The following is a 20,850-nucleotide window of genomic DNA, read 5'->3' on the forward strand; positions in this document are numbered from 1 at the left end:
AGGGAGGCTGCGGCATTCCCGCCGCACTTGGGGCATACCAACCGCGCGTGTTCGTGCTCGACAGGCACGGCATCCCGCTTCAACCCGCCCGCCCGGCGATGGCGCGCAAACTGCTGGCCTCGGGCCGGGCGGTCATTCACCGCCGCACCCCTCTGGTCGTCCGGCTGAAAGACCGGGGCGCCGGCTCCAGCGCGGTACCCGGCGTCGAGGTCGGCCTCGACCCCGGCAGCAAGCACACCGGCATCGCCGTCTTCACCAACGACAAGGGCACCCGGACCGGGCTGGTGGCGGTGCAACTCGACCACCGGGGCGGGCGCATCCGCGACAGCATGGCCGCCCGCGCCGGATACCGGCGACGCCGCAGGTCGGCGAACCTGCGCCACCGGGCGCCACGTTTCCGCAACCGAACCCGGCCGCGAGGGTGGCTGGCGCCGTCGCTGCGGCACCGGGTGGACACCACCATGTCCTGGGTGGACCGGCTGACCCGATGGGCGCCGGTGCGGGCGGTGCACGTGGAGCGGGTCGCGTTCGACACCCACGCCATGTCCGCCGGCCGCCCACTGGCAGGCGCCGAGTATCAGCAGGGCACCCTGGCCGGATATGAGGTGCGCGAGTTCCTGCTGGCCAAGTGGGGCCGGGCCTGCGCCTACTGCGCCGCCAGCGGCGTGCCACTGAACATCGATCACATCCACCCCCGCAGCCGGGGCGGGCCGGACCGCGTCAGCAACCTGGTCGTGGCCTGCATCAGTTGCAACCAGGCCAAGAGCAGCATGCCGGTGGAGGTTTTCCTGGCCGGGCGGCCGAAGGTCCTGGCGCGGGTACTGGCCCAGGCCAAGGCCCCGCTGCGGGACGCGGCGGCGGTCAACGCCACCCGGTGGGCGCTGTGGCGGGCCCTGGCCGCCACCGGCCTGCCCGTCCACACCGCCTCCGGCGGGCGCACCAAATGGAACCGGTCACGGACCGGCGCCACCAAGTCACACACCCTGGACGCGCTGCACGTAGGAGTGCTCGACCAGGTGACCGGCCGGCCCGCCACCGTGCTGGTCGCCGCCGCGACAGGCCGGGGCTCCTACTGCCGGACCCGTACCAACGCCTTCGGCTTCCCCCGACTGAGACTGCCGCGCGTCAAACAGATCCGCGGATTCGCCACCGGCGACCTGGTCCGCGCCATCGTCCCGGCAGGCAAGAAAACCGGGACCTGGACCGGGCGGGTCGCGGTCCGCACCAGCGGCAGCTTCAACATCACCACCGCGGCCGGGACCGTGCAGGGCATCGGACACCGACACGTCCGACGGCTACAACGCGGCGACGGTTACGCCTACACCACTCGAGGAGAACCCGATGCGCTCATCTGACCGTTTCGACGGCGGTTCTCCTAACGGCCAATCGCCTACCCCTACCCTGCCCCGCAGGAGTCCGTTTCCTCTCCAGCCTGAACGCCGGAGTCTCCAGGGAGGTACCTGATGACAACAGAGTTCCTACGGGTCGCCCATGCCGCGCGGGAGGCTGCCGCCGAGCTGGCCCCGCTGCCGCGGGCGCCCAAGGACCGGGCGTTGCGTGCCATCGCCGATGCTCTGGTCGCGCACACCGCCGAGATCGTCGAGGCCAACGCCAAGGACGTCGAGCAGGCCAGGGCGCAGGGCACCGCCGAGGCCATGGTGGACCGGCTCCGGCTGGACGAGGCCCGGATCGCCGCCATCGCCGAGGCGGTGCGGCAGGTGGCCGACCTGCCCGACCCGGTGGGCGAGGTGGTGCGCGGCTCCACACTGCCCAACGGGCTGGAGCTGCGCCAGCTCAGGGTGCCGATGGGCGTCATCGGCATCATCTTCGAAGGCCGCCCCAACGTCACCGTCGACGCCGCCGCGCTCTGCCTCAAGAGCGGCAACGCGGCGTTGCTGCGGGGCTCATCCAGCGCCTACTCCTCCAACACCACGCTGGTGAAGGTCATGCAGGAGGCGCTGGCGGGCACCGAGGTCCCGGCCGGGGCCGTGCAGCTCGTGCCGGGCCTCACCCGGGACTCGGTCAAGGAGTTGATGCGCGCTCGCGGGCTGGTCGACGTGCTGATCCCGCGTGGCGGCGCGTCGTTGATCAACTCGGTGGTCGAGGAGTCGACCGTGCCGGTGATCGAGACCGGCGTCGGCAACTGCCACGTCTACATCGACGCCGCGGCCGACCAGGAGCTGGCCGTGGAGATCCTGGTCAACGCCAAGGCGCAGCGGCCCTCGGTGTGCAATGCGGCTGAGACGTTCCTGGTGCACGCCGATGTGGCGGCGGAGTTCGTACCGAAAGCGCTGGAGGCGCTCAGGGCGGCGGGTGTGACGGTGCACGGTGACGAGGCGATCGCTCGTCACGGGGAGGTGGTGCCGGCCACCGAGGAGGACTTCTTCGCCGAATATCTCTCCTACGACATCGCCGCCGCGGTGGTCGGCTCGCTGGAGGAGGCCGTGGCGCACATCAGGCGCTACGGCTCCGGCCACACCGAGGCGATCGTCACCCGCTCCCAGCAGGCGGCCCGCAGGTTCGTGGCGCTGGTGGACTCGGCGGCGGTCGCGGTCAACGCCTCGACCCGGTTCACCGACGGCGGCGAGTTCGGCTTCGGCGCGGAGATCGGCATCTCCACCCAGAAGCTGCACGCGCGCGGCCCGCTGGGCCTGCCGGAGCTGACCTCCACCAAGTGGGTCTACACCGGCGAGGGCCACCTGCGCACCTCAGAGGGCACGGTCATCGCCGGGTCGGGCAGCTGACCGGATCGGACAGGGGGCAGGGCCGTAGGCGGCTGGGGCGGGAGCAGGGCTCGACAGCCTGCCGGCGAAGGGTTCCCACCTTCGCGGCCGGACCTTCGGCGCGCCGCCGACGTCTTTGACCGTCGCGGCGCTAGGGTTGTGTCCCTTATGGGCGCGCCGAGCGGGGAGGGACGGTGAGCAAGCTCGGCAAGGTCGGGCCTTACACCCTGCTGGAGCGGCTTGGCCGCGGCGGCATGGGCGAGGTCTACCTCGCGAGCGCTCGCCGTGGTGAGCGTGTCGCACTCAAGGTGCTGCACGATCTCAACGAGGACGAATCCTCACGCATCAGGCTCGAACGCGAGGTCCGCGCACTGCGCAGGGTCGAGAGCCCGTACGTGGCGAAGGTCCTCGACGCCGACCTGTCGTGTGCCCGCCCCTACCTGGTCATGGAGCACATCGAGGGTGCCACGCTGCTGGACCTCGTACGCAAGCAGGGGTCGCTCGACCTGTCGCAGCTCGTCGATCTCGCGCATGGCATCGCCACCGCGCTCGCCATCATCCACGCGGCCGGGATCGTGCACCGCGACCTCAAGCCCGGCAACATCCTCATGGGCAACGACGGCCCGGTGCTCATCGACTTCGGCATCGCCCAGGTGATCGACGCCACCCGGCTCACCATGACCGGCACCTTCCTCGGCACGCCCGGCTACACCGCGCCGGAGATCTTCGCCGACGAGCAGGTGGAGTCGCCCGCCGACGTGCACGCCTGGGCGGCGACGGTGGCGTTCGCGGCCACCGGGCGGCCGACGTTCGGGCGCGGCACGCCCGAAGCGCAGATGTACGCGGTGCTGAACGGCCACGCCGACCTCAAGGGCGTGCCGGTGGCGCTGCTGCCGCTGGTGCGGGCGGCGCTCAACCGCGAGCCGGGCAAGCGGCCCACCGCGGCGCTGCTGGCCGACCGGCTGGCCCGGCTGGCCAAGGCGACCAGCGCCAGCGCCACCGAGGCCGAGCCCGGGGGCCGGTCCGGGCCCGCAGAGGAGGAGGCGCGGGGCCGTACCGGAGAGGACGCCAAGTCCGTGCCGCCGCGCGGTCGCGCCGGCGAGGAGCCCGCGACACCTCGGCCGCGCGCCGACGGCAAGGTGCCCTCACCTCGCCCCCGTACGGCCACCGCCCGCGCGGCCACTGACGGGAAGGTGCCGTCGCCGCGGGGCCGTGGCGTGGAGGAGGGGACGGCGCGGGGTCGTGGCGACGATGGGAAGGGGCTGACGCCCCGGGGCCGTGGTGATGAGGTGAAGGCCCGGGGTCGTGGTGAGGATGTGAAGGCCCGGGGGCGCGGTGACGAGGGAAAGGTTCCGTCTCCCCGGGGGGACGGGAAGGCGCCGTCGTCCCGGGTGCGTGGGGACGATGGCAAGGTGCCGTCGTCTCGGGGGCGGGCCGGGGATGACGGCAAGACAGGGGTGCGGAGCCGGCTGGGCAGTGACGGCAGGGGTGCCGCGGTGCGCAGCCGCGTCCGGGAGGGCGCTCAGACGGCCGTACGGGCCCGCACCAGGACCCAGACGGCCGCCCGCGAGGCCCGGCTCAGGTCCGAGGCCACCACCCTGCCGGCCGGCAACACGGCGCTGGTGCTGCTCGCCGTGCTGGCCGTGCCGTGTGTGGTGGCCTCGGTGATGTGGCCGATCGCCTCCATCGGCATCACCGCCGTGTTCGTGGTGCTGACCAGGACCCTCTGGATGGGCCACTGGATGGTCAGGAAGCGCACCTCGCGGCGGGTACAGGTGACGTTGCGGGTGCTGCTGTTCCCGTTCGCGCTGGTGGGCGCGGGCACGACGGCGGTCGTGTGGCCCGGTGCGCCCGTCGCCGTGGCGGCGGGCGGCGCGCTCTGGGTCACCGGCGGCGGCGTGATCGACTCGCTGTGGTGGCAGCAGCCCGCGCCGGTCACCGTGGCGGGCGTGGTGTTCGGCATGCTCTGCGGCGGCATCACCGGCCGGGAGATCGAGCGGATCGGCGCCCGGATGCCGGAGCTGCGCAGGGAAGGGCTGCGCGCACTGGCCGTGCTGGGCGGCTTCGTCGCCCTGTGCGCGGCTGCCGTGCGCGCGATCGCCCTGCTGCTCTGAGCCTTTGCTGTTCTGACCCGGCGGCTGTCGCGCCGGGTGCGGGTTCTGTCGGTCAGCCGGCCGTCGCGTGGGGTGTGGTCGCCCGTCAGCTCTGGCCGTCGCGGCGCGCGAACCTGTTGAAGATGCGCTCGCCCGCGCCGACGGCGCCTTCGGCCACGTCACGCAGTACGCCGATGAACGGGTCCTGGGACTCCGACCAGGACCTGCGGTAGGAATCGGCGGCCGCCTTCATCTCCTCGGTGACCCTGGCGTTGGCGTCGTCCTCCCGGCGCGGGTAGTCGCCGCCGATGATGCGCTCGTACTCGCCGCTGCGCTGCCACTTGTCCAGCTCGGCCACGCGCACCACGGCGAACGGGTGGGTGGTGCCGAGCAGGTTGAGCACCTTGAGGAAGCCGTCGCGCAGGTCGCCCGCGGTGTCGTACTCCTGGTACTGGGCGAGGAAGGCCTCGATGTTCATCTCGTGGGTGTAGTCGCCGCCGGCGAGCTTCATCAGCGCGCGCTTGGCCGCCTCGGGGTCCTGGCCGGTGAGCAGGCCGCCGCGGTCGGAGGAGAGCTCCGACTTGCGGTACCACTCCTCCAGGCCGGCCACGATGGCGCGCAGGCCGATGTAGCCGAGCGGGATCCAGGCCACGCGGGAGGCCAGGCGGGTGAGGATGTCGAGCATCGTCCGGTAGACGGCGTGGCCCGACAGGATGTGCGAGGTCTCGTGTCCGATGACGAAACGCTGCTCCTCCTCGTTCATGAGGTTGAGCAGGCCGGTGGTCACGACGATGAACGGGTCGTCGAAGCCGATGGCCTTGGCCTGGACCTGCGGGTCCTGCTGGACGTAGATCTCGGGAATGCGGTGCAGGTCAAGGGTGTAGGCGGCGTCGCGGCCCATGTCGTAGAGGGAGCGGAACTGGGTCTCGCTCACCCGCACGGCCGACGCGAGGTACATCAGGCGCAGGCGGCGCTCGCTGATGAGGCCGGACATTTGCTTGAGAACCGTGTCGAACCCGCTCAACTTCCGCAGAGCGACCAGGGCCGACCGGTCTGCGGGGTGTTCGTAGGCACGGGACGAGATGCCGGGCAATTGGACGCGGTTGCGGTCCGGGGTGGTCGTCATGCCCGGCATGCTACGTCCGCAACGGGAGTGATGCGCGGCCATCACCGAGGGGGGTCACCTCATGTTGTGATAAGGCGTCCGACTAAGGTCCGTTTCATGATGAACGCGCCTGGTAACCAGGGGAAGCGACGTGTGGGAGTGATGGGAGGCACCTTCGATCCCATCCATCATGGCCACCTGGTCGCCGCCAGCGAGGTGGCGCACCACTTCGAGCTCGACGAGGTCGTCTTCGTCCCCACGGGCCGGCCGTACCAGAAGGCGGAGCGCGAGGTCTCCGCGCCCGAGGACCGTTATCTGATGACCGTGATCGCCACCGCGTCCAACCCCCGCTTCTCCGTCAGCCGGGTGGACGTGGACCGTCCGGGGCCGACCTTCACCATCGACACGCTGCGCGACATCTCGCAGAAGTACGGTCCCGACGCGGAGCTGTACTTCATCACCGGAGCGGACGCCCTCGGCGCCATTCTCGACTGGCAGAACGCCGATGAGCTGTTCGAGCTCGCGCACTTCGTCGGCTGTACCCGGCCCGGTCACACGCTGCACGACCCGGGGCTGCCCGAGGGCAAGGTGACGTTGCTGGAGATCCCCGCGCTGGCCATCTCCTCCTCGGAGTGCCGGCAGCGGGTGGAGGAAGGGGAGCCCATCTGGTACCTCGTGCCCGACGGAATCGTGCAGTACATCAACAAACGCGGGCTGTATCACGCCCATGGCTGAACCGATCACGTCACACGTGGGCCGTCACGGCCGTAACGGGTACCCTCAACATGAGGGAATGTTGTCGACACAGGAGGACCGACCCGCATCGTGACAGCAACCGACAGAGCCGTCCAGCTCGTAAGAATCGCCGCAGAGGCCGCGGCGGACAAGCTGGCCGACGACATCCTCGCCTACGACGTCAGCGAGCAGCTCGTCATCACCGACGCTTTCCTGCTCTGCTCCGCAACCAACGATCGTCAGGTCCGCGCCATCGTCGACGAGATCGAAGACCGGCTGCGCACCGAGGCGGACGCCAAGCCGGTACGCCGGGAGGGCGAGCGCGAAGGCCGTTGGGTGCTCCTCGACTACATCGACATCGTCGTGCACGTCCAGCATGAGGAAGACCGCACCTTCTACGCGCTGGAGCGGCTCTGGAAGGACTGCCCGGCGATCGGTCTGCCGGAGAGCATCATGCAGGCCAACATCCAGAGGGCCCGCACTTGAGCAAGCGGATCGTCTGCCTGAGACACGGGCAGACCCTGTGGAACGTCGAGCAGCGCTTCCAGGGCCACTCCGACATCCAGCTCAACGAGACGGGCATCGCCCAGGCGGCGAGGGCGGCCTCGCTGCTCGCCGCGCTGCGGCCCACCCTCATCGTCTCCTCCGACCTCCAGCGGGCCAATGACACCGCCCTGGCGCTCGGCCGCCTCGCCGGGCTCGACGTGGCGGTGGACAAGGACTTCCGCGAGCGCGGCGGCGGGCAGTGGGAGGGCCTCACCCGCGGGGAGATCGCCGAGCGCTGGCCCCAGGAGTACGTCGCCTGGGAGGCGCCTGACGGCGAGCCCGTGACGGAGGTGGCGGCCCGGGTGGCCGCGGCCATGCGCCGCTGGGCGGCCAAGCTCGACGATGACGGGCTGCTGGTCGTCGCCTCCCACGGCGCGGCGCTGCGGCTGGGCATCTGCGAGCTGCTCGGCCTGCCGCAGGAGTCGTGGTCCGCCATCGGCGGGCTCAGCAACTGCTCGTGGTCCGTGCTGGAGCAGGGACGGCGAGGGTGGCGGCTGCTGGAGCACAACGCCGGCACCCTGCCCGAGCCGATCAGCGGCGACGACAGTCCTGACGCCGAAGGGCGGCAGTGAAGGTCCCGATCAGCCCGTACGGCCCGCGCCGTACGGGCTGATTAGGCGAATCCCGTGGATGGCTATATGCTCTCCGAGCGCCGCGAAGAGCTTGCTCGACGCGGCGACCAGGGGCTATGGCGCAGTTGGTAGCGCGCCTCCATGGCATGGAGGAGGTCTGGGGTTCGAATCCCCATAGCTCCACCCCTGAGAAGGCCTGTGGGCGGTGTCCACAGGCCTTTCGTGTGTCAGCGTTCGAGTCCCAGGTGCGACAGGGCGGTGCGTACGTTGTCCGCCGGCGAGGCTACGGAGTCCAGGACCAGGCGGTCCTCGCGCCAGTTCGTGAAGGCGGCGCGGCGGGCCTGCGCCGAGTCCCAGGTCGGCTCCGGGAAGCCGTCGAGGTCGCGGTGGCGGCCCGCCAGCCGTCGCCGGTGCGTGTCCGGATCGGAGCAGGTCACCTCGATCAGGCGCAGCGCGGCACCGCTGCGCCGGGCCAGGGCCCGCCACTGCTCGCGGGCCGGTTCGGCGTCGTTCACCGCGTCCACGATCACCCGCTGGCCGAGCGCGAGGATCCCGGCGGCGAGCGCCTCCACCACGACGTAGGCCGCCAGACCGGTCGGCTGGTCGCGGTCGATCCCCGCGCGCCACATCGCGGCCTCGACCGGGTCGACCGACAGCACCGGCGCGGGGATCCGGCGGCCGAGCTCCTCGGCCACCGTGCTCTTGCCCGCGCCCGGCAGGCCGCTCATCACGATCAACATGACCGCCACCCTGCCATGCCCCGGAGCGGCTTGCGGCGTTCTGGCGCGTGGCCCAACTGCTCTGGTGTTAGATCTTGAAAGATCGTGATTCTTCCGCTCATGTCACGGGTGCTGACATGCGCGAAGCCTGGGGGAGGAAACAGTGATGGGGAATCAGCCGGATGAGGCGGGACTGCACGAGATCACGCCCGGGGTGTACGCGTGGGTGCAGCCGGACGGCACCTGGTGGGTCAACAACGCCGGGGTGGTGACCGGCGACGAGGGGACGGTGCTGGTCGACACCTGCGCGACCGAGCCGCGTACCCGCAGGTTCCTGGGGGCGGTCGCGGCGGCCACCGGCGGCGCGCCGGTGCGGATGGCGGTGAACACCCACCAGCACGGCGACCACACCTACGGCAACAGCCTGCTGCCCGACGAGACGGTCATCTTCGGGCATACGGCGATGCGGGAGGCGCTGCTCGTCGACCCCTTGATCGACGGGTGCCCGCCGGTCTGGGAGCCGGTGCCCGACTGGGGGAACGTGACACGCCGTACCCCGTCGGTGGTCTTCTCGTCGGAGTTGACGCTCTTCACCGGCGGGCGGCGGATCGAGCTGCGGCATCCCGGGCATACCGCGCACACGCCGGGGGACGTGGTGGCGTGGCTGCCGGAGGAGCGTGTGCTGTTCACCGGTGACCTGCTGTTCCACGGGCTGACCCCGATGCTGTTGATGGGGTCGGTGGAAGGGGCGCTGCGGTCGCTGGACTGGCTGGCGGCCTTCGAGCCCGAGCATGTCGTCCCCGGTCATGGGCCGCTGGCGGACGCGGGTTCCCTGCCCGGCGTGCTGGCGGCGCATGAGCGCTACTACCGGTTCCTGGCCGAGGTCGCGGGCAGGGGGCGGCAGGAGGGGCGCACGCCGCTGGAGGCGGCGCAGGGGGCCGACCTCGGGGAGTTCGCGCAGTGGGCGGACGCCGAGAGGGTGGTGCTCAACCTGCACCGGGCGTACGCGGACGCCGCAGGGACCGAGGTGGATCTCATCACCGCCTTCCTGGACGCCATGACGTACAACGGCGGGCCGATGCGGACCGGGGTCTAAGGGGATGTCTCAGATGCTTCTCGACCGCGCCCGCCGACTGTGGGTGGATCTGGCCCAGGTTCCGGGAGGGTTTCCCGAGCCGGGGCAGGCACGGGTGGTCGTCTCCCCCGAATCGCGGCTGTGCCCTGACGGATGGGCGGGAGTCGTCGCGATCGGCGGGGCGGTGCTCGCGACGGTGCCCGACGAGGACTCGGCCGCCCCGCTGCGGGCCGCGCTGACCGGCCTCGGCGACCACGGCCTCGGCGACCACGGCGGGGCGCCGCCAGGGCTGACCGGCTCTGAGGGCCGCGACGGGGCGCCGCGATGGCTGATCGGTCTAGGCGATCTTTGGGGGTTGCCGCGGGCGCTGGCCGTGGAGGACGTTCTTGGGCCTGCGTCGCTGGCGTACGTCGACGCCGCCGGGTTCGTTGCCGTCCATGGGGGTGCCGCTGTCGAGCGGCTTCCGTCGGGGGATGTGCGCGTGCGGGAGCTGCTGGACGCGTCGGATCCGGCGGAGGCCGGCGAGAGCGGGCTCAGGGAGATCGTTTCGGACGCGTTCGTGGTGCGCGAGGGGCTGGAGGTGGTCGCCGTGGCCGGATATCGGCCGTGGTTGGACACGGCGGCCCACGTGTCGGTGCTCACCGCCGCAGGCCGTCGCGGCGAAGGTCTGGCCAAGGTCGTGGCCTCCGCGGCGGTCGCGGACGCGTTGGAGCGCGGGCTGCTTCCGCAGTGGCGGGCCCGGCCGGAGGCGTCCCGCCGGGTGGCTCGGGCGCTCGGCTTCGACGAGGTGGGCGGCCAGGTCAGCGTCAAGCTCCGTGGGTGACGATGAAAGAAAGTTTCGGTATGTGAGCGTACGGAGAAAATTGTTGTCTCTCATGGCTTGACCGTGGTGGGTGAGGGTCGGGAGGGTGGCTGGAGGCTTGGGGGGAGGAATCGGGGATGGCGGCGGTGCGGGCGTTCGTGGCGGGGGATGAGCTCGGGCTGGTGGATGCGTGGAACCGGAGCATGCCGGGGGACCCCACGACTGCTGGGTGGGTGCGCGAGTGCGTGCTGCTCGATCCCAACTTCGACCCCGAGGGGCTGCGGGTCGCGGTGGTGGACGGCCGGGTGGTGGGATGCGCGTACGGGGTTCGCAGGCTGGTTCCGCCGGGGCCGGGGACCGATCTGGAGCCGGAGACGGGGTGGATCCCGTTCTTCTTCGTCGTGCCGGAGCGGCGGGGGCGTGGCCTGGGCCGGCGGCTCCTCGGCGAGGCGCTGGACTTCCTGCGCGAGCGGGGCAGGACGCGCGTCGACTTCGCCTCGTACACGCCCCACTATGTGCTGCCCGGGGTGGATGTGGAGCTTTATCCCGGCGGGTTCGGGCTGCTGCGGGGGCTCGGTTTCGAGATCCGCTCCTCGCCGGTCGCCATGGGCCGCACGCTGGTCGGCCAGGTGACGCCCGGCGAGGTGCTGCGGCTGCGGGCCGCGCGGGAGAGCGAGGGGTACGTCTTCCGCCCGCCGACGGACGGTGAGCTGCCGGAGCTCATCGGGTTCGCGGCCAGGGCCTTCAACCCCGACTGGGGTGAGGCGATCAGGCGGCACGCCGACCCTCAGCGGATGGTTATCGCGAAAAAAGATCACATAGTGGGGTTCGCGGTATTCGGGGCTTATCAGGGGGTCGGGGAGAGGTTCGGGCCGTTCGGGGTGGATGTGAAGGAGCGGGGCACCGGGCTCGGCAAGATCCTGCTCCATCTGACCATGGCCAGGATGCGCGCCGAAGGGCTGCGTACCGCGTGGTTCCTGTGGGGGGACGAGGCGAGCCCGGCAGGTCACCTCTACCGCCAGGCCGGGTACGAGGTCACCCGGCGGTTCCACGTCATGACCCGTGGGACGGGGTGACCCGTTCGGCGGGGGCGGCCAGGCCGCCCGGCTGTTTCACGTCATGACTCGTGGAGCGGGGTGACCTGTTCGGCGGGGGTGGCCAGGTCGTCTGGGGTTTTGCGTGCCGGCCCGTACAGCAGGGTGAGTTGTTCGGCGGTGGCGGCCACGCGGTCGCGTAGCTCGGCGGGGGAGAGGACTTCGGCGTCGGCGCCGAGCCGGAGGAACTCGCCCACCGCGTGGCCGATCGACTCGATGGGCACCGTCACCCGCGTCCAGCCCTGCGCGTCCGGCGGCTCCGCGCTCTGCCGGGCCGCCGTCACCACGCCGGGCGTCATGAGGTTGGCCAGGCGCTCCAGCCCGCCCGGCGACAGTCGCACCACCGCCTCCCCGCGCCGCAGGCGGGCCTCGAACTCCGCCAGGTAGGCCTGCCAGTAAGCCGTCAGGTCGAAGTCGTCCGGCCGGGTGAAGCGCTCGGGCAGCGGGTGCAGGTCCAGGATCTGCGACACCCGGTAGGTGCGCACGTCCTCGCCGCTGCGGGCCACCAAATACCACCGCCCGGCCTTGACGACCAGCCCGTACGGCTCCAGGCGGCGCTCCACCTCCTGGGGCGCCTTCCAGCGGCGGTAGCGCACCTGGATCCGGTGCTCGTTCCAGACGGCGTCGGCCACGGCGGGCAGGTGGCTGACCGGCTCGGAGTCTCGATACCACGTCGGGGCGTCCAGGTGGAAGCGCTCCTGGATCCGCCCGGCCCGGTCGCGCAGCTCGACCGGCAACGCCGCCATCAGCTTGAGCTGGGCCGCCGTCACCACCGCGCCCAGCCCCAGCTCGGCGGCCGGCCCCGGCAGCCCGGCCAGGAACAGCGACTCGGCCTCGTCGGTCGTCAGCCCGGTGAGCCTGGTCCGGTAGCCGTCGAGCAGCCGGTAGCCGCCCTTGGGACCGGCGTCGCCGTAGAGCGGGATCCCGGCGGCGTGCAGCGACTCCATGTCCCGGTAGATGGTCCGCACCGAGACCTCCAGCCGCCCGGCCAGCTCCTGGGCGGTCATCAGGCCCCGCGTCTGCAGCAGCAGCAAGATCGAAACCAGTCGAGAAGCGCGCATTACACTGACACTACCTGTCAGTGACCCTGCCCTACGGTTCTCTCATGAACGACTTCGACTTCCTCGCAGGCACCTGGAACGTCACCAACCGCCGACTGGCCAAGGCCTTGGTCGGCAGCGACGACTGGGACGAGTTCCCCGGCCGGTCCGTCGGCACCCGCCACTTCGACGGCGCCGCGAACTTCGACGAGATCGTCTTCCCCACCAAGGGGTTCAGCGGGCTGACCCTGCGCATCTTCAACCCCGAGACGCGGCAGTGGTCCATCTACTGGGCCAGCAGCGCCACGGGCGTGCTCGGCCTGCCGCCCATGGTCGGCGCCTTCGACGGGAACCGGGGCGAGTTCTACGCCGACGACTCCTACGAGGGCACGCCGGTGCGCTGCCGGTTCATCTGGACCGTGTTCGGCGCGGACTCCTGCCGCTGGGAGCAGGCCTTCTCGGTGGACGGCGAGCAGAGCTGGGAGACGAACTGGACCATGGACTTCACCAGGGATCTCACCCAGGCGTGAACGTGGCCGCCGCGCCGGTGGCCGCGTCGCTGTTGCCGCTGCTCCACAGCACGACGCCGACGGCCAGCGCCGCCACCAGCAGCGCGATCCCGCCCACGACGATCAGCCACCACCAGCCCGACCGCGGCTGCTTCGCCTCGTAGACGGGCACGTCGGGGAGCATGTCAGGGGTGTACGGCAGGCGTTGCGTGTGGGCGGGGTCAAGCGACCCGGCGTGCGGGGCCGGGGGTGCCGGCTGCTGCTGGGGCATGCCGTTCCGGGGAACCATGATGGTCTGGTCTGGATCGGGCTGCTCTGGATCCATGAACCCTTCAACCATGAGTGGATATTTCAGTTAACACTGCCACATTTACGGCGAGTCAGCCCTGACCGCCGTACGGCGGCTGGGGTGGCCGACCATATGGCTGCTGCCCCGGCAGCGGCTGTCCATGCGGCTGTGGACCGCCGGGCTGTTGTCCGTACGGCTGCGGGCCGCTGGGCTGCTGTGCGTACGGCTGCGGACTGCTGGGCTGCTGTGCGTACGGCTGCGGACTGCCGGGCTGCTGTGCGTACGGCTGCGGACTGCTGGGCTGTTGTCCGTACGGCTGCCAGGCCGGTGGCTGTGGCTGGGCGGCCGGGCGGCGGGCGACCACGCCCCAGATCAGCAGAGTGATCCCTGTGAGGCTGAGCACGGTCATGAGCAGCGACATGACCGCGATGACGGTGTAGCCGTCCCTGGGAGACATGGACGCGAGAAGGATGGCCTGCCCGACCTGTGCCAGGGCGCTCAGCAGAAGCGCGACGCAGCCCAGCATGCCGATGATCGCCGCGCGCCCATGGGTGCGCCGTGCCATCGCGGTCACCACGATGCCGATGACGGGCACCAGGCACAGGAGGGAGGGGATCAGATAGCTCAACATCTTGCGGGAGGTCTCCAGACGGTGGGGCGACTTACGGTTGTCGGGGCCGCGCTTCATCCACCGCCTTGCTGATCGACTCCAGGTCCAGCCCGCCCTGATAGCGAACGCCGTTGATGAAGAGCGTGGGGGTGCCGCGCACGCCGCTCGCGCGGCCCGACGCCTCGTCCCTGCCGACCCTGGTCTGGTGGCGGTGAATCTCGGACCACGGGTCGACATCGAGCTGGTCGGCATAGCGGCCGAGGTCCTCGTCGGTGAGGAAGCGCTGGTTGTCGAAGAGGATGTCGTGCATCTCCCAGAACCTGCCGGAGTCGGCGGCCGCCTGCGCGGCCATCGCGGCGGGCACGGCACGGGGGTGCAGGGTGCGCAGCGGGAAGTGCCTGAAGACGATCCGCAGGTCCTTGTGCCGCTGGCGCAGCGTCTCAAGGATGGGGTGCAGCCGCCCGCAGTAGGGGCATTCGAAGTCTCCGTACTCGACGAGGGTGACGGCCGCCTTCTTCGGCCCGCGGATGTGGTCGTCCGGCCCGACGGGCTCGCTGAGCAGCACGGGCAGCTCTTCCTCGGGCTCGGCGTCCGGCGGGGCGCAGACGCCGCCCCGGTCCCAGGCCATCCGGAAGACGATCCAGCCGAGCAGCGCCGCCAGCAGCGACCCGACCAGGATGCCGATCTTGGCCTCACTGTGCAGGCGCGGGTCCTCGAAGGCCAGGTCCACGATGAACAGCGCGACCGTGAACCCGATGCCGGACACCGCCGCGCCGCCCAGGAGCTGGCCCCACACCAGGTTGCCGGGCAGGACGCCCCAGTTGAGCCTGAGCGGCAGCCAGGTGCCGATGGTGATGCCGATGAGCTTGCCGGCCAGCAGGCCGACCGCCACGCCGATGGCGATGGGCGAGGTGGCGGCGTTGCGCAGCGTCTCGGCGTCCAGCCGGATCCCGGCGTTGGCCAGCGCGAAGATGGGCACGATGACGAACGCGGTCCACGGGTGGAGCCGCATCTGCAGCCGTTCGTTGACGGAGACGGCCATCCGCACCAGCCGGGTGGCCTGGGCCGCCGCCGCGGGGCTGGGGGAGCTGGTGAACTCCTGCACCGCCTCGCCGGCCCGCAGCAGCTTGTGGTCGCTGGGCGCGTACACGAACACCAGGACGCCCAGCGCGATGCCCACCAGGGTGGGATGCACGCCGCTCTCCAGCGTCGCCAGCCACAGCCCGAACCCCAGCACGATGTACGCGGGCGCGCGCCAGATCTTCAGCCAGCGCAGCGTCATGATCGCGGCCAGCAGGGCGGCGGCGGTGATCAGTGAGGGGATCGACAGGCTCTCCGTGTAGAAGATCGCCACGACCATGATGGCCAGGATGTCGTCCACGATGGCCAGCGTGAGCAGGAACGCCCTGAGCGGCTCGGGACAGCGGGCGCCCACCACGGCCAGCAGGCCGAGCACGAACGCGGTGTCGGTGGCGATCGGCACGCCCCAGCCGACGGCGCCGGGCCCGCCCGCGTTGAAGGCGAGGTAGATGGCGGCGGGGACGAGCAGCCCGCCGAGCGCCGCGATGGCGGGCACCGCGATCAGCCGCCGGTCCCGCAACTGGCCCATCCGCACCTCGTACGAGACTTCCAGCCCGATGACGAAGAAGAAGAGCGTCATCAGCCCGTCGTTGACCCAGTGGCGCAGGTCGAGGGAGAAGGAGGCGTCGCCGAAGGACAGCCCCATGCTGGTGTGCCAGAAGGCCTCGTAGGTCTCGCTCCAGGGGGAGTTGGCCCAGAGCATCGCCAGGACCGTCGCGGCGAGCAACACGGTGGTGCTGCTCGCCTCGTTCTTGAAAAATCCCCGCAACATGGTTCTTTCCGCCCCCTTAGTCCCTCGATCTTAGAGGGCGTTCACCGGGAGCAGAGAAGGGCGGCAGGGGCGCGCGGGAGGGCAGGTCCCGCGCGCCCCGGGATCACAGTGCGCGCAGGTAGGCCAGGGAGGGCATGAAGAAGTACTCGCCGCCCTTCATGGTGACGGTCTGGGCCACCTGGCGCTGTGGCGGCGACATTCCGGGCTTGCCCCACGCCTTGGGGAAGGTGACCTTGATGTCCCGTTCGCCCTGGCCGATGATCGGGTCGTGGCCGGTGCCGAAGACCTCGAAGCCGGGGTTGTTCGCCCAGTTCTGCTGGGTGAACTCGAACTGGTCCTGAAGGCTGCTGTTGAACGCCATGAACAGCAGGCCCACCTCACCGCTGGGGCGCGACTGCGGCGGTGCGTCGTCCCACGGGTCGTCGTCGCGCTGCCCGTACGTCTGACCGCGCCTGGCCATGATCACGTTGCGGCTGTGCGAGCGCGGGTTGGTCTTCCTGACGTGGCCGCTGAACGGGCACTTGCCACCCTCGTCGGCGTCGAAGGTGAAGTCGTTGACGACCGTGCCGCCGCCCGCCTCGCCGTGCAGGGTGACGGGGGTGCCGTCCTTGAAGCGGCCGACGAGCATGGCGCCCGCGCGGGCGCGGTCGGCGTCCTCCAGGTCGAGGTCGTCGGCCAGCTCCTGCTCGATCTCCTTGAAGGCGCGGACGTTCTGCTCCAGCTTGCGGAAGACGAAGTAGCTGCCGAAGTGGGTCCCGGGATCGGCCGCCAGCGGGTCGGCGACCAGGACGTTGCTCAGCGGGAACGCCGGATCCCAATGCTCCCTGGGCTCCTTGTCCACCTCGTCCTTCAGGAACAGCGGCTGGCTGCGGCCGTCGACGTAACCGAAGTGCTCGATGCCGTCGCCCGCCGGGTTGCGCATGCCCTGCCCCGTCTCCTCGCCCAGCAGCCTGGCGCTGGGGGGCAGGTCGCGGATCAGCTCCCTGCGCAGCGCCTCGACCGGCTCGCGCTCGGCGGCGCCGATGAGGATGACGGCGTGGATCTCCCGCTGGTAGGCCTTGTCCCACTCCTCGACCGGCGGGTCCTGGACCTCGGCGACGCGGCGCTTCATGCCGTCGCGGAAGGCCGGGTCACCGAACAGGCGCATGTCCTCGACCGGGTGACCGAGGTCGCGGTAGCCGGCCTTGCTGATGCCGAGGCCCACGTAGGGGGTGCCCTGGCGGCCCTTCGTGGTGAAGTCCCGGACCTCTTCGAGGTGCCGGCGCGCCGACTTCATCTTCGTCTCGGCGATTTTCCGGAGATAGCGCCGGCCCGCCGTGATGTCGTTGAAACGGACGAACAGCACGGACAGGTGCTCGCGTACGTGCGCCTTCAGAATGTTCGGCTGCAGGTTGTCGAGCATCTTCTTGGTGTCCGCGTCGAGCGTGGCCGAATCCCAGGCCAAGGGTTGTTCGCTGGTCAGATCGACTGGCATCGCCGAGTGTCCTCTCCCCGTGTTCCGGTGGTTTCCCGGGCCCCCGGTCGCACCGGCACGGGGTGTCAGCAGCGTTCGACCCACGTTCAGCGGTGCGTCCCACATCTATGACTGCGATTCTGGGGCGTCGGTTCTCAACACGAGGATTTTTCTGAAAAGCGCGTTCTACGGCTCCAGGGCGCGCAGGTAGGCGGCCGCGTCGTCGACCCGATCCTCGGTGAACACGCGAATGCCCGCGCCCTCCAGCAGCGCGGTCGTCACGCCCTGACCAGCGGTGCGCCGGCCGCTGAACGTACCGTCATAGATCGTCAGGGCGCCGCACGACGGGCTGCCCTCCTTCAGCACCGCGAGCCGGGTGCCGCAGGCGCGGGCGGCCTCCAGCGCGGCCCGCGCGCCCGACACGAACGCGGCCGTGACGTCGGAGCCGTCGGCGGCGAGCACGCGGGCCGCCCCGGACAGCACCGCCGCGCCGCCCGCCCCGCCCTCGATCTCCGCGGCGGGCCGCGGAATGCCCAGCCCGCCCTCGACCTCAGGGCAGAACGGCACCAGCCGGCCCTCCCGCAGCCAGGCGGCGAGCCGCTCGTCGGAGCTGGTCTTGGCGCCGCCGTCAAAGCGGACCCGCCGGCCCATCAGGCAGGCGCTGACGAGGATCCTTTCCACGCCTTCGATCCTACGAGCGCCGCGGTGCCGGACGGGATCGAGGGCGACCCGGCCGGGCGATAGCCTTCTCCCCGATGAACACCACCGTCGCCACGATCGTCATCGTCGGCTCGCTGCTGCTCGCGCTGGCGAGCCTGATCACCGCGATCCGCGACCGGACCATGGGCATGATCCTGCTCGTCTCGTTCGCCGTGCTCGAAGTGGCCATCCTGGTCCAGGCCGGCCTGGTGATCGCGGCCGTGGCCGGCGGGCAGGAGGCGGCCGGCGGCGCCGCCACGCTGTTCGGCTACCTCGCCGGGGTGGCCCTCATCCCGGTCGCGGGCGTCGGGCTGGCGCTGGCCGAGCGGAGCAGGTGGGGCCCGGCGATCCTGGTCGTGGCCGGGTTCGCCGTCGCGGTGATGACGGGGCGGCTGCTGCAGATCTGGCAGGGGGCTGGGTGAGCGACGCGCTCGGCGCGGGGCCCGGCCGCGCGCTCATCGCCGTCTACGGGCTGTTCGCGCTCGCCGCGGGGGCGCGCGCCACCGTGCAGATCCTCACCAGGTTCGGCGAGGCGCCGCTGGCGTACACGCTGTCGGCGTTCGCCGCGCTGGTCTACGTGCTGCTCACCGTCGCCCTCGCGCGCGGGGCGCGCCGGGTGGCGCTCGTGGCGCTGGGCATCGAGCTGGCCGGGGTGCTCGTCATCGGCACGGTCAGCCTGCTCGTCCCGGCGGCCTTCCCCGACGACACCGTCTGGTCGGGCTTCGGCAGCGGCTACCTGTACATTCCCCTGGTGCTGCCCCTCGTGGGCCTCTACTGGCTGCTGCGCCGACGTTAACGGCGCGATCGCAGGGGCAGCGATTACTTTCATGAGTACGATCGAACACTCCGTAGACGTCAACGTCCCCGTCAAGGTCGCGTACGGCCAGTGGACCCAGTTCGAGAGCTTTCCGGAGTTCATGGAAGGCGTCGAATCCATCAAACAGGTCACCGACACGCGCACGTACTGGATCACCGAGATCGCCGGTGTGAAGCGCGAGTTCGAGGCCGAGATCACGGAGCAGCACCCGGACGAGCGCATCGCCTGGCGGTCGATCGACAAGCCGCACCAGTCGGGTGTGGTCACCTTCCACCGGCTCAACCCCGAGACCACCAGGGTCACGCTCCAGATGGAGTACGACCCCGACGGGTTCGTCGAGAAGGCCGGCGACTGGCTGCAGATCGTCAAGCTGCGGGTCAAGGGTGACATGGAACGCTTCAAGACGTTCATCGAGTCGCGCGGCGGCGAGACCGGCGCGTGGCGCGGCGACGTGCCCGGCCCGCACCAGTACGGCCCCGGCAGCGGCGACCTGCCCGGCTCGCACCAGCCCGGCTCCAGCGGCGGGGTCACCGACCGGCCCGTGCCGCCCGGCACGATCGGCGGCGGCGGCTTCCCCCGGGAGGGCACGCTGCCGCCTCCCAGCCCGGTGTCGCCGCGCGACGAGCCGCCCCAGGCACCCCGGCCGGTCCTGTAGGTCACACGAAAGCCCTGAAGGGACCCTGGCCTGTAGATCGCGCGAAAGCCCAGGGACCCCGGCCGGTCCTGTAGGTCACGCGAAAGCCCTCGGCGCTCGCCGGGGGCTTTCGTCATGCCTGGGAATAACTGTCCCTTTTCGGGGGCTGTTAGGATGTAATTCATCCCATGATTTGATGAGTGGAGGACACTCCCGGCATGACCGTGCTCACCCAAGCCCCACGAGGCAGAACCACGTCCCTCGCCTGGCTTCTCGTGCTCGGAATCGTCCTCGCCGCGCTCAACCTGCGCACCGCCGTGACCAGCGTCGGCCCGCTGCTCGACCAGCTGTCCACCGCGCTCGGCATGACCAGTGCCGGCGCCGGCCTGCTCACCACGCTACCGGTGCTGGCCTTCGCCACGGTCGGCGCGGTGACGCCCACGCTGGCCCGCCGCGTCGGCGAGCACCGGCTGCTGCTGCTCGCGCTGGTCACGCTCGGCGTCGGCATGCTCGTCCGGTCGCTCGTCGGCTCCGCGCCGGTGTTCCTGATCAGCAGCGCCGTCGCGCTGTCCGGCGGGGCCGTCGGCAACGTGCTCATCCCCACGCTGATCAAGCGCCACTTCCCGGCGCGCATCGGGATCATGACCACCGTCTACACCACGGCGCTGGCCGTCGGCACCATGCTCGCCGCCGCGGCCACCGTGCCGATCGAGCGCGCGTCCGGCGACTGGCACATCGCGCTCGGCGTGTGGGCGGCGCTGGCCGCCGTCGCCGTCGTTCCCTGGCTCATGCTGCTGCGCAGTGAGCCGGAACGGCGCGCCGCCCAGTCGGAGTCCGGCATCCGCCGGCTCGCCAGGAGCAAGCTGGCCTGGACGGTCGCGATCTACTTCGGCACCCAGTCCATGATCGCCTACATCATGTTCGGCTGGCTCGCCACCATCCTCACCGACGGCGGCTACACCCCTGACCGGGCCGGGGCGATCCTCGGCGCGTTCACCGCGCTGAACATCCCGGTCACCATCCTGGTGCCGGTCATCGCCTCGCGCTTCCGCGACCAGCGCCCCGTCGTCATCGGCCTCGTCGTGGCCTACGCCATCGGCTTCGCCGGGCTGTGGGCCGCGCCCGCCTCGACCGCGCTGGTCTGGGTGGGGTTCGTGGCGATCGGCATGGGCTCGTTCCCGCTGGCGCTCATGATGCTCGCGCTGCGCACCCGCACGCCCGAGGCGACCGCCGGCCTGTCCGCCTTCGGGCAGAGCGCCGGCTACCTCATCGCCGGCGCCGGGCCCCTCCTCGTGGGCGTGCTCCGGGAGACGAGCGGCGGCTGGGCGGTGCCGTACACGCTGATCTTCGCCGTGCTCCTCGTGCAGCTCCTGACCGGCCTGTACGCGGGACGCGAGCGTTATCTGGAGGACGAGCGGAAAGCGCCTCTGCCAGGATGACACCGTGAAATCGACAGTCGTCACCTTTCCCCACGGTCATGTCA

The 20,850-nt window shown here is 70.9% G+C and carries 22 protein-coding genes and 1 tRNA gene; 15 read left to right on the plus strand and 8 right to left on the minus strand.

The window, feature by feature from the left end; genetic code table 11:
• Window positions 1-47 precede the first annotated feature (47 nt).
• The 3 genes from iscB (at window position 48) to IEY87_RS43110 (ending at window position 4,837) form a co-directional block, all read left to right on the plus strand.
• Window positions 48-1,355: an RNA-guided endonuclease IscB gene (gene iscB / locus IEY87_RS43100; RefSeq protein WP_225278219.1), complete on the plus strand. Its 1,308-nt coding sequence runs from the start codon at window positions 48-50 to the stop codon at window positions 1,353-1,355.
• Window positions 1,356-1,463: 108 nt separating this feature from the next.
• Window positions 1,464-2,744, plus strand: a complete 1,281-nt coding sequence (locus tag IEY87_RS43105) for a glutamate-5-semialdehyde dehydrogenase (protein WP_189144688.1) — start codon at window positions 1,464-1,466, stop codon at window positions 2,742-2,744.
• Between the two features lie 173 nt (window positions 2,745-2,917).
• Window positions 2,918-4,837: a serine/threonine protein kinase gene (locus tag IEY87_RS43110; protein ID WP_189144689.1), complete on the plus strand. Its 1,920-nt coding sequence runs from the start codon at window positions 2,918-2,920 to the stop codon at window positions 4,835-4,837.
• A gap of 85 nt (window positions 4,838-4,922) precedes the next feature.
• On the opposite strand, the gene IEY87_RS43115 is transcribed toward IEY87_RS43110, so the two are convergent.
• Window positions 4,923-5,951 (minus strand): M48 family metallopeptidase, encoded by a 1,029-nt coding sequence (locus IEY87_RS43115; protein WP_372462299.1) that lies wholly within the window; start codon window positions 5,949-5,951, stop codon window positions 4,923-4,925.
• Between the two features lie 87 nt (window positions 5,952-6,038).
• Here IEY87_RS43115 and nadD point away from each other — a divergent pair, with 87 nt between their 5' ends.
• The 4 genes from nadD (at window position 6,039) to IEY87_RS43135 (ending at window position 7,957) form a co-directional block, all read left to right on the plus strand.
• Window positions 6,039-6,656: a nicotinate-nucleotide adenylyltransferase gene (nadD, locus tag IEY87_RS43120; RefSeq protein ID WP_189144691.1), complete on the plus strand. Its 618-nt coding sequence runs from the start codon at window positions 6,039-6,041 to the stop codon at window positions 6,654-6,656.
• A 90-nt stretch (window positions 6,657-6,746) separates the two neighbouring features.
• The gene (gene rsfS, locus IEY87_RS43125) at window positions 6,747-7,142 is read left to right on the plus strand and encodes a ribosome silencing factor (protein ID WP_189144692.1); all 396 of its coding nucleotides are present in this window, start codon (window positions 6,747-6,749) and stop codon (window positions 7,140-7,142) included.
• Entirely contained in the window at window positions 7,139-7,774 is a 636-nt protein-coding gene (locus IEY87_RS43130) for a histidine phosphatase family protein (protein ID WP_189144693.1), read from the plus strand. The genes rsfS and IEY87_RS43130 overlap by 4 nt, the downstream gene beginning before the upstream one ends.
• 110 nt (window positions 7,775-7,884) lie before the next feature.
• Window positions 7,885-7,957, plus strand: a tRNA-Ala gene (locus tag IEY87_RS43135).
• Window positions 7,958-8,001: 44 nt separating this feature from the next.
• On the opposite strand, the gene IEY87_RS43140 is transcribed toward IEY87_RS43135, so the two are convergent.
• Window positions 8,002-8,514 (minus strand): P-loop nucleotide/nucleoside kinase family protein, encoded by a 513-nt coding sequence (locus IEY87_RS43140; RefSeq protein ID WP_189144694.1) that lies wholly within the window; start codon window positions 8,512-8,514, stop codon window positions 8,002-8,004.
• Between the two features lie 145 nt (window positions 8,515-8,659).
• Between IEY87_RS43140 and IEY87_RS43145 the strand changes: the two genes are divergently transcribed.
• From IEY87_RS43145 to IEY87_RS43155, 3 genes are all read left to right on the plus strand, one after another.
• On the plus strand, window positions 8,660-9,589 hold the full coding sequence (locus IEY87_RS43145; RefSeq protein ID WP_189144695.1) for an MBL fold metallo-hydrolase: 930 nt from the start codon (window positions 8,660-8,662) through the stop codon (window positions 9,587-9,589).
• 13 nt (window positions 9,590-9,602) lie between these two features.
• Window positions 9,603-10,391 (plus strand): GNAT family N-acetyltransferase, encoded by a 789-nt coding sequence (locus tag IEY87_RS43150; protein ID WP_225278220.1) that lies wholly within the window; start codon window positions 9,603-9,605, stop codon window positions 10,389-10,391.
• Between the two features lie 116 nt (window positions 10,392-10,507).
• A complete protein-coding gene (locus IEY87_RS43155; protein ID WP_189144697.1) occupies window positions 10,508-11,446 on the plus strand; it encodes a GNAT family N-acetyltransferase in 939 nt (312 codons plus the stop codon).
• Between the two features lie 41 nt (window positions 11,447-11,487).
• Here IEY87_RS43155 and IEY87_RS43160 read toward each other — a convergent pair whose 3' ends face one another.
• A complete protein-coding gene (locus IEY87_RS43160) occupies window positions 11,488-12,525 on the minus strand; it encodes a helix-turn-helix transcriptional regulator (protein ID WP_189144698.1) in 1,038 nt (345 codons plus the stop codon).
• 44 nt (window positions 12,526-12,569) lie between these two features.
• On the opposite strand from IEY87_RS43160, the gene IEY87_RS43165 reads away from it, so the two are divergent.
• Window positions 12,570-13,034 (plus strand): hypothetical protein, encoded by a 465-nt coding sequence (locus IEY87_RS43165; RefSeq protein WP_189144699.1) that lies wholly within the window; start codon window positions 12,570-12,572, stop codon window positions 13,032-13,034.
• Here the strand turns inward: IEY87_RS43165 and IEY87_RS43170 are convergent.
• The 5 genes from IEY87_RS43170 to IEY87_RS43190 all read right to left on the minus strand — a co-directional run bounded on the left by IEY87_RS43170 (window position 13,021) and on the right by IEY87_RS43190 (window position 17,898).
• Complete coding sequence (locus tag IEY87_RS43170) at window positions 13,021-13,338, minus strand: hypothetical protein (RefSeq protein ID WP_189144700.1); 318 nt, start codon at window positions 13,336-13,338, stop codon at window positions 13,021-13,023. The two genes, IEY87_RS43165 and IEY87_RS43170, sit on opposite strands and share 14 nt — an antisense overlap.
• Window positions 13,339-13,393: 55 nt before the next feature.
• A complete protein-coding gene (locus IEY87_RS43175) occupies window positions 13,394-13,990 on the minus strand; it encodes a hypothetical protein (protein ID WP_189144701.1) in 597 nt (198 codons plus the stop codon).
• On the minus strand, window positions 13,965-15,764 hold the full coding sequence (gene nhaA / locus IEY87_RS43180) for a Na+/H+ antiporter NhaA (RefSeq protein WP_189144702.1): 1,800 nt from the start codon (window positions 15,762-15,764) through the stop codon (window positions 13,965-13,967). The genes IEY87_RS43175 and nhaA overlap by 26 nt, the downstream gene beginning before the upstream one ends.
• Window positions 15,765-15,867: 103 nt before the next feature.
• Window positions 15,868-17,238 carry a Dyp-type peroxidase gene (locus IEY87_RS43185; RefSeq protein WP_189144703.1) on the minus strand — a complete coding sequence of 457 codons (1,371 nt, stop codon included), beginning with the start codon at window positions 17,236-17,238 and terminating at the stop codon, window positions 15,868-15,870.
• 165 nt (window positions 17,239-17,403) lie between these two features.
• Window positions 17,404-17,898, minus strand: coding sequence for a 2-thiouracil desulfurase family protein (locus tag IEY87_RS43190; RefSeq protein WP_189144704.1), 495 nt, complete (start codon window positions 17,896-17,898; stop codon window positions 17,404-17,406).
• Between the two features lie 74 nt (window positions 17,899-17,972).
• Between IEY87_RS43190 and IEY87_RS43195 the strand changes: the two genes are divergently transcribed.
• From IEY87_RS43195 to IEY87_RS43210, 4 genes are all read left to right on the plus strand, one after another.
• Window positions 17,973-18,338 (plus strand): hypothetical protein, encoded by a 366-nt coding sequence (locus IEY87_RS43195; RefSeq protein WP_189144705.1) that lies wholly within the window; start codon window positions 17,973-17,975, stop codon window positions 18,336-18,338.
• Window positions 18,335-18,712 carry a hypothetical protein gene (locus IEY87_RS43200; RefSeq protein ID WP_189144706.1) on the plus strand — a complete coding sequence of 126 codons (378 nt, stop codon included), beginning with the start codon at window positions 18,335-18,337 and terminating at the stop codon, window positions 18,710-18,712. Before IEY87_RS43195 ends, IEY87_RS43200 begins: the two co-directional genes overlap by 4 nt.
• 31 nt (window positions 18,713-18,743) lie before the next feature.
• The gene (locus IEY87_RS43205; protein ID WP_189144707.1) at window positions 18,744-19,388 is read left to right on the plus strand and encodes an SRPBCC family protein; all 645 of its coding nucleotides are present in this window, start codon (window positions 18,744-18,746) and stop codon (window positions 19,386-19,388) included.
• A gap of 197 nt (window positions 19,389-19,585) precedes the next feature.
• On the plus strand, window positions 19,586-20,806 hold the full coding sequence (locus tag IEY87_RS43210) for a CynX/NimT family MFS transporter (RefSeq protein WP_189144752.1): 1,221 nt from the start codon (window positions 19,586-19,588) through the stop codon (window positions 20,804-20,806).
• Window positions 20,807-20,850 lie beyond the last annotated feature (44 nt).

This window comes from Nonomuraea glycinis, from assembly GCF_014646515.1.
GTDB lineage: Bacteria > Actinomycetota > Actinomycetes > Streptosporangiales > Streptosporangiaceae > Nonomuraea > Nonomuraea glycinis.

What these genes read in the sequence shown, in the direction of transcription:
- IEY87_RS43105 (WP_189144688.1), top strand. Translation starts at nt 1,464, where the DNA reads ATGACAACAGAGTTCCTACGGGTCGCCCATGCCGCGCGGGAGGCTGCC.
- IEY87_RS43115 (WP_372462299.1), bottom strand. Translation starts at nt 5,951, where the DNA reads ATGCCGGGCATGACGACCACCCCGGACCGCAACCGCGTCCAATTGCCC.
- nadD (WP_189144691.1), top strand. Translation starts at nt 6,039, where the DNA reads ATGATGAACGCGCCTGGTAACCAGGGGAAGCGACGTGTGGGAGTGATG.
- IEY87_RS43140 (WP_189144694.1), bottom strand. Translation starts at nt 8,514, where the DNA reads ATGTTGATCGTGATGAGCGGCCTGCCGGGCGCGGGCAAGAGCACGGTG.
- IEY87_RS43145 (WP_189144695.1), top strand. Translation starts at nt 8,660, where the DNA reads ATGGGGAATCAGCCGGATGAGGCGGGACTGCACGAGATCACGCCCGGG.
- IEY87_RS43150 (WP_225278220.1), top strand. Translation starts at nt 9,603, where the DNA reads ATGCTTCTCGACCGCGCCCGCCGACTGTGGGTGGATCTGGCCCAGGTT.
- IEY87_RS43155 (WP_189144697.1), top strand. Translation starts at nt 10,508, where the DNA reads ATGGCGGCGGTGCGGGCGTTCGTGGCGGGGGATGAGCTCGGGCTGGTG.
- IEY87_RS43160 (WP_189144698.1), bottom strand. Translation starts at nt 12,525, where the DNA reads ATGCGCGCTTCTCGACTGGTTTCGATCTTGCTGCTGCTGCAGACGCGG.
- IEY87_RS43165 (WP_189144699.1), top strand. Translation starts at nt 12,570, where the DNA reads ATGAACGACTTCGACTTCCTCGCAGGCACCTGGAACGTCACCAACCGC.
- IEY87_RS43170 (WP_189144700.1), bottom strand. Translation starts at nt 13,338, where the DNA reads ATGGATCCAGAGCAGCCCGATCCAGACCAGACCATCATGGTTCCCCGG.
- IEY87_RS43175 (WP_189144701.1), bottom strand. Translation starts at nt 13,990, where the DNA reads ATGAAGCGCGGCCCCGACAACCGTAAGTCGCCCCACCGTCTGGAGACC.
- nhaA (WP_189144702.1), bottom strand. Translation starts at nt 15,764, where the DNA reads ATGTTGCGGGGATTTTTCAAGAACGAGGCGAGCAGCACCACCGTGTTG.
- IEY87_RS43185 (WP_189144703.1), bottom strand. Translation starts at nt 17,238, where the DNA reads ATGCCAGTCGATCTGACCAGCGAACAACCCTTGGCCTGGGATTCGGCC.
- IEY87_RS43195 (WP_189144705.1), top strand. Translation starts at nt 17,973, where the DNA reads ATGAACACCACCGTCGCCACGATCGTCATCGTCGGCTCGCTGCTGCTC.
- IEY87_RS43205 (WP_189144707.1), top strand. Translation starts at nt 18,744, where the DNA reads ATGAGTACGATCGAACACTCCGTAGACGTCAACGTCCCCGTCAAGGTC.
- IEY87_RS43210 (WP_189144752.1), top strand. Translation starts at nt 19,586, where the DNA reads ATGACCGTGCTCACCCAAGCCCCACGAGGCAGAACCACGTCCCTCGCC.